Genomic DNA, 4311 nt, shown 5'->3' with positions numbered 1-4311 from the left:
CCAGTGAAACGACGGATCCTCGCAACGTAAAATCATGCAGTTAGGCCTCATGAGAAAAGTGTACACCTGAGATGACAAGCATTTTCAACCAAAACTGGCATGGAAAAACAGCATGATTACCTATTATTCAACAAAGCCCATGTAGTAAGACTTCCTTTAAATTTGATCTCAAAGTTGTGAATTGATATGATAACAATCGCTATTAGTGCTAATACAAGTTGGTATATATACAATTTCAGAAGAAATACAATTCTTAAATTGTTTGCACTTGGGTATAAAGTGTTAATCATTGCACCTAAGGATAGCTATTCAATTAAAATTATTGATTTAGGATGCGATTTCATTAGTGTTGATATACAACAAAGAGGAAAGAATCCTTTAAAAGACCTACTTACTTTATGGGGGTTTTATAAAATATATAAAAAAATCAAACCAGCTTTTGTATTAAACTTTACTCCCAAAAATAATATTTATAGTACTTTGGCTGCATCCTACTTAAAAATCAATGTAATAAATAACATTGCTGGTTTAGGGAGTGTATTCATTAATGATAGCATGACCAATAAAATTGCACGTAAACTTTATAAAATATCTCAACCGAGAGCTAATAAGATATTCTTTCAAAATAAAGATGATAAAGAGTTTTTTTGTGCAATGTGCAAAGGGACTGTTAATGAAAATATTATCGATTTATTGCCAGGGTCTGGTGTTGATCTTGAACGTTTTTCTTTTTCACCAGCACCGAATGATCAAGTGGTCAGATTTATATTAGTAGCTAGAATGCTTTTTGATAAAGGTATTAGTTATTATGCCCGTGCTGCACATAAACTTAAAGATATATATGGTGCTGAAGTTGAGTTCTATCTGTTAGGCTTTATTGATGAAAAACATTCTGGTTCTATTAGTAAGGAACAAATATCCTCATGGGTAGACACTGGATATATTAATTACCTTGGTATATCTGATAAGGTAGAGGAAGAAATTGGTCATGCTGATTGTGTTGTATTGCCATCTTTTTATAGGGAAGGTGTACCGAAGTCTTTGCTTGAAGCAGCAGCAATGGGGAAACCAATAGTAACTACTAATAATGTTGGTTGCAAAGAAACAGTCGAAGATGGAGTCAATGGTTTTCTATGTGAGCCTAGATCCGCTGAAAGTTTAATTCATGCGATGGACAGGATAATCAAACTATCTCATGAACAGCGACTTGCTATGGGGCACAAAAGCCGAGAATTGGTTGAAAGAAAATTTGATGAAAAGTTTGTTATCGAGAAGTATATTAACGCAATTAAAGATTTAACTGACTAATCATGTAACGTATTTTTATTCTAAAAGAAAAATTCTATGAAATATTTGATAACAGGTGCTGCTGGATTTATTGGGTTTCAAACGGCTAACTTATTACTTCTAGATGATAAAAATCAAGTCTGGGGGTGTGATAATTTAAATGATTACTATGATATTTCTTTAAAAAAGGCTAGATTGAAAGAGATATCTCATCACTCTAAATTCAAATTCAGTGTTTTAGATATTTGTGATAAAATATGTCTTGATGCAATGTTTGAGGATAATAAATTCGATTTCGTTATTCACCTTGCTGCACGAGCAGGGGTGCGGTATTCATTAGAAAACCCCTCGGCTTATTCAGATAGTAACTTGGTTGGATTTCTAAATGTACTTGAGTGCTGTCGTGAACATCAAGTTAAACATTTGGTATATGCATCATCAAGTTCAGTATATGGTCTCAATGAGAAAGTCCCATTTTCTACAAGGAATACAGTTGACCACCCCGTATCACTGTATGCGGCAACAAAGAAAGCCAATGAGTTGATGGCTCACGCGTATTCGCATTTGTATAATATTCCTACCACAGGCTTGCGTTTTTTTACAGTTTATGGCCCGTGGGGACGCCCCGACATGGCATTATTTAAATTTACTAAAAATATATTGAGTAATAGGCCAATTGATATTTATAATAATGGTGAGCTTAGTCGCGATTTTACCTATATTGACGATATAGTAGAGGGGATTATTCGAATTATCAATATTATTCCTGAGCGAGATGATTACTGGCGCGTTGAGACTGGCAGTACGGCAGCAAGTTCTGCTCCTTACCGGGTTTATAATATTGGAAACGGTAGTCCAATAAAATTGATGGATTTTGTTATAGCTTTGGAAAAAGAATTAGGTGTTGAAGCAATTAAAAATTTCTTACCAATGCAATCAGGGGATGTTTATAAAACTTGGGCCGATACTGAAGCCTTCTTCTCTGTAACAGGTTACCAGCCTAAAATTAGCCTCGATGAGGGAGTGCGTAAATTTGTCTCTTGGTATCGTGAATTTTATCAGAATTGAATGGTTTTTTATCTTAATCAAATGCTAGTTATTGTAATAAGGGTTGAATGAATGAAAATCGCAATTGTTGGTACAGGCTATGTTGGCCTTTCCAATGCTATGCTGCTGGCGCAGCATCATCATGTTATAGCATTAGATATAGTTGATGAGAAAATAAAACTCTTAAATAATCGCAAATCCCCAATAGCCGATAGTGAAATAGAGAATTTTCTATCAAGCAGAAAACTTGACTTTAAGGCTACGGCGGATAAGTCGCTTGCTTACACTGATGCTGATTTCATCATTGTAGCAACACCCACTGATTACGATCCAAAAACGAACTATTTTAATACTAAATCGGTCGAATCTGTAATTCGCGATGCGCTTACGATAAATTCAATGGCGTTAATTGTTATAAAGTCTACTATACCTGTAGGTTATACCGAAGAATTACGCAATAAATTCGGTACTGATAACATAATTTTCTCCCCTGAGTTTCTGCGCGAAGGTCGTGCGCTACACGATAATCTTTACCCATCACGTATCGTCATCGGTGAGCGTTCACAGTGTGCTAAAGAATTTGCCAACCTGTTACTTGAAGGTGCAATCAAAAAAGATGTGCCGGTCTTATTCACAGACTCAACTGAAGCAGAAGCCATCAAGCTGTTTTCTAATACCTATCTGGCAATGCGCGTAGCCTATTTCAACGAACTGGACAGCTATGCTCAGATTAACGGTTTGGATAGCAAACAAATTATTGATGGCGTAGGGTTAGATCCACGTATTGGCAGCCATTACAACAACCCGTCTTTTGGCTACGGTGGTTATTGCTTGCCTAAAGATACTAAGCAACTACTCGCTAACTATGCCAGTGTGCCAAATACTCTGATTAGCGCAATTGTTGAAGCAAACCGTACTCGCAAAGATTTTATTGCTGATTCCATTATTGAGCGTGATCCTAAAGTGGTGGGCGTTTATCGCTTGGTGATGAAAGCAGACTCAGATAATTTCCGCGCATCGGCTATTCAAGGCGTGATGAAGCGTATTAAAGCCAAGGGTATTGAGGTTGTTGTTTACGAGCCAGTGCTTAATGAGGAGACATTCTTCAGTTCTCGCGTTATCCGCGATCTTGAAGCATTCAAAGAAATGGCAGATGTGATTATCTCTAACCGTATGGCACCTGAATTGGCAGACGTCGCGGATAAGGTGTATACCCGCGATCTGTTCGGTTCAGATTAATAAGTTTGCAATAAAAGTGCAGAGTTGCGAACACGCACTCAGTTACTGAAGCAGCAAAACACCTCGCCACCCACCGCCGATGGCGCTATCGTTAACGTGCGCCTGAAAATTCAGGTGCTAGGATTGGAACCACGCCTGACATTACTTACTGACGACACCAAGCGCGTTTGCGCTTTTTTTGTGTCGTGCGCTTAGCTGCACTTCTATGGTGGGCCGGGGGGGGGGGGGGCATCGCAAGATGCGCCAATGTCAGTGAGGCCGGTAGTTCCAACACCGTCCTGTTCCACCACCCAAGAGATTGGAACCTCCGGTGGTAGTTAAGCACGATACTCGCTGGAGGCTGCATTGTCAACGCCAAGATTATTGGCCGTTTTTCGCCATTTTTAATGTCCGATATTGCTCATTAATGTTGCCCGCTTTCCGCCATTTCATCATCACTGAGGCTTTGTTGAATAAATAGATTTTATGCTGGCAGCCCAGTGAAACGACGGATCCTCGCAACGTAAAATCATGCAGTTAGGCCTTATGAGAAAAGTGTACACCTGAGATGACAAGCATTTTCGACCAAAACTGGCATGGAAAAACAGTATTATTACCTATTATTCAACAAAGTCCATCACTGACTGGCGTGGCGTTTTTTGCCAGCACTCCGGATTTGCGTTTTTCCTTTAACCGGTAGCTTTCTCCTTTGATGTTCAGTGTGGTTGAGTGGTGTAGCAGCCGATCCAGGATTGCTGT

5 protein-coding genes are annotated in these 4311 nt (G+C 38.8%); 3 read left to right on the top strand and 2 right to left on the bottom strand.

Annotated features, from left to right (window positions below; translation table 11 throughout):
• The first annotated feature begins 186 nt into the window (after window positions 1-186).
• The 3 genes from QZ506_RS17620 to QZ506_RS17610 are packed head-to-tail and all read left to right on the top strand — an operon-like array spanning window position 187 to window position 3573.
• A complete protein-coding gene (locus QZ506_RS17620; RefSeq protein ID WP_291972932.1) occupies window positions 187-1308 on the top strand; it encodes a glycosyltransferase family 4 protein in 1122 nt (373 codons plus the stop codon).
• Between the two features lie 36 nt (window positions 1309-1344).
• Window positions 1345-2355, top strand: coding sequence for an NAD-dependent epimerase (locus tag QZ506_RS17615; protein ID WP_291972931.1), 1011 nt, complete (start codon window positions 1345-1347; stop codon window positions 2353-2355).
• Window positions 2356-2406: 51 nt separating this feature from the next.
• Complete coding sequence (locus QZ506_RS17610) at window positions 2407-3573, top strand: nucleotide sugar dehydrogenase (RefSeq protein ID WP_291972930.1); 1167 nt, start codon at window positions 2407-2409, stop codon at window positions 3571-3573.
• A gap of 360 nt (window positions 3574-3933) precedes the next feature.
• Here QZ506_RS17610 and QZ506_RS17605 read toward each other — a convergent pair whose 3' ends face one another.
• Window positions 3934-4074, bottom strand: coding sequence for a hypothetical protein (locus QZ506_RS17605; protein ID WP_291972929.1), 141 nt, complete (start codon window positions 4072-4074; stop codon window positions 3934-3936).
• A gap of 102 nt (window positions 4075-4176) precedes the next feature.
• Window positions 4177-4311, bottom strand: a 135-nt coding sequence (locus tag QZ506_RS17600; protein WP_291972933.1) for an ATP-binding protein, incomplete at its 5' end; no start/stop codon positions are given.

Origin of the sequence: Candidatus Symbiopectobacterium sp. (assembly GCF_020054415.1) — a bacterium.
In the GTDB taxonomy this organism is placed as follows: Bacteria; Pseudomonadota; Gammaproteobacteria; order Enterobacterales; family Enterobacteriaceae; genus Symbiopectobacterium.
The sequence above is the reverse complement of the archived record's forward strand: the minus strand, read 5'-3'. Positions and strand labels throughout refer to the sequence as shown.

Excerpts from the sequence above, each read along its gene's own strand:
- QZ506_RS17610 (WP_291972930.1), top strand. The coding sequence starts at position 2,407 with ATGAAAATCGCAATTGTTGGTACAGGCTATGTTGGCCTTTCCAATGCT.
- QZ506_RS17615 (WP_291972931.1), top strand. The coding sequence starts at position 1,345 with ATGAAATATTTGATAACAGGTGCTGCTGGATTTATTGGGTTTCAAACG.
- QZ506_RS17620 (WP_291972932.1), top strand. The coding sequence starts at position 187 with ATGATAACAATCGCTATTAGTGCTAATACAAGTTGGTATATATACAAT.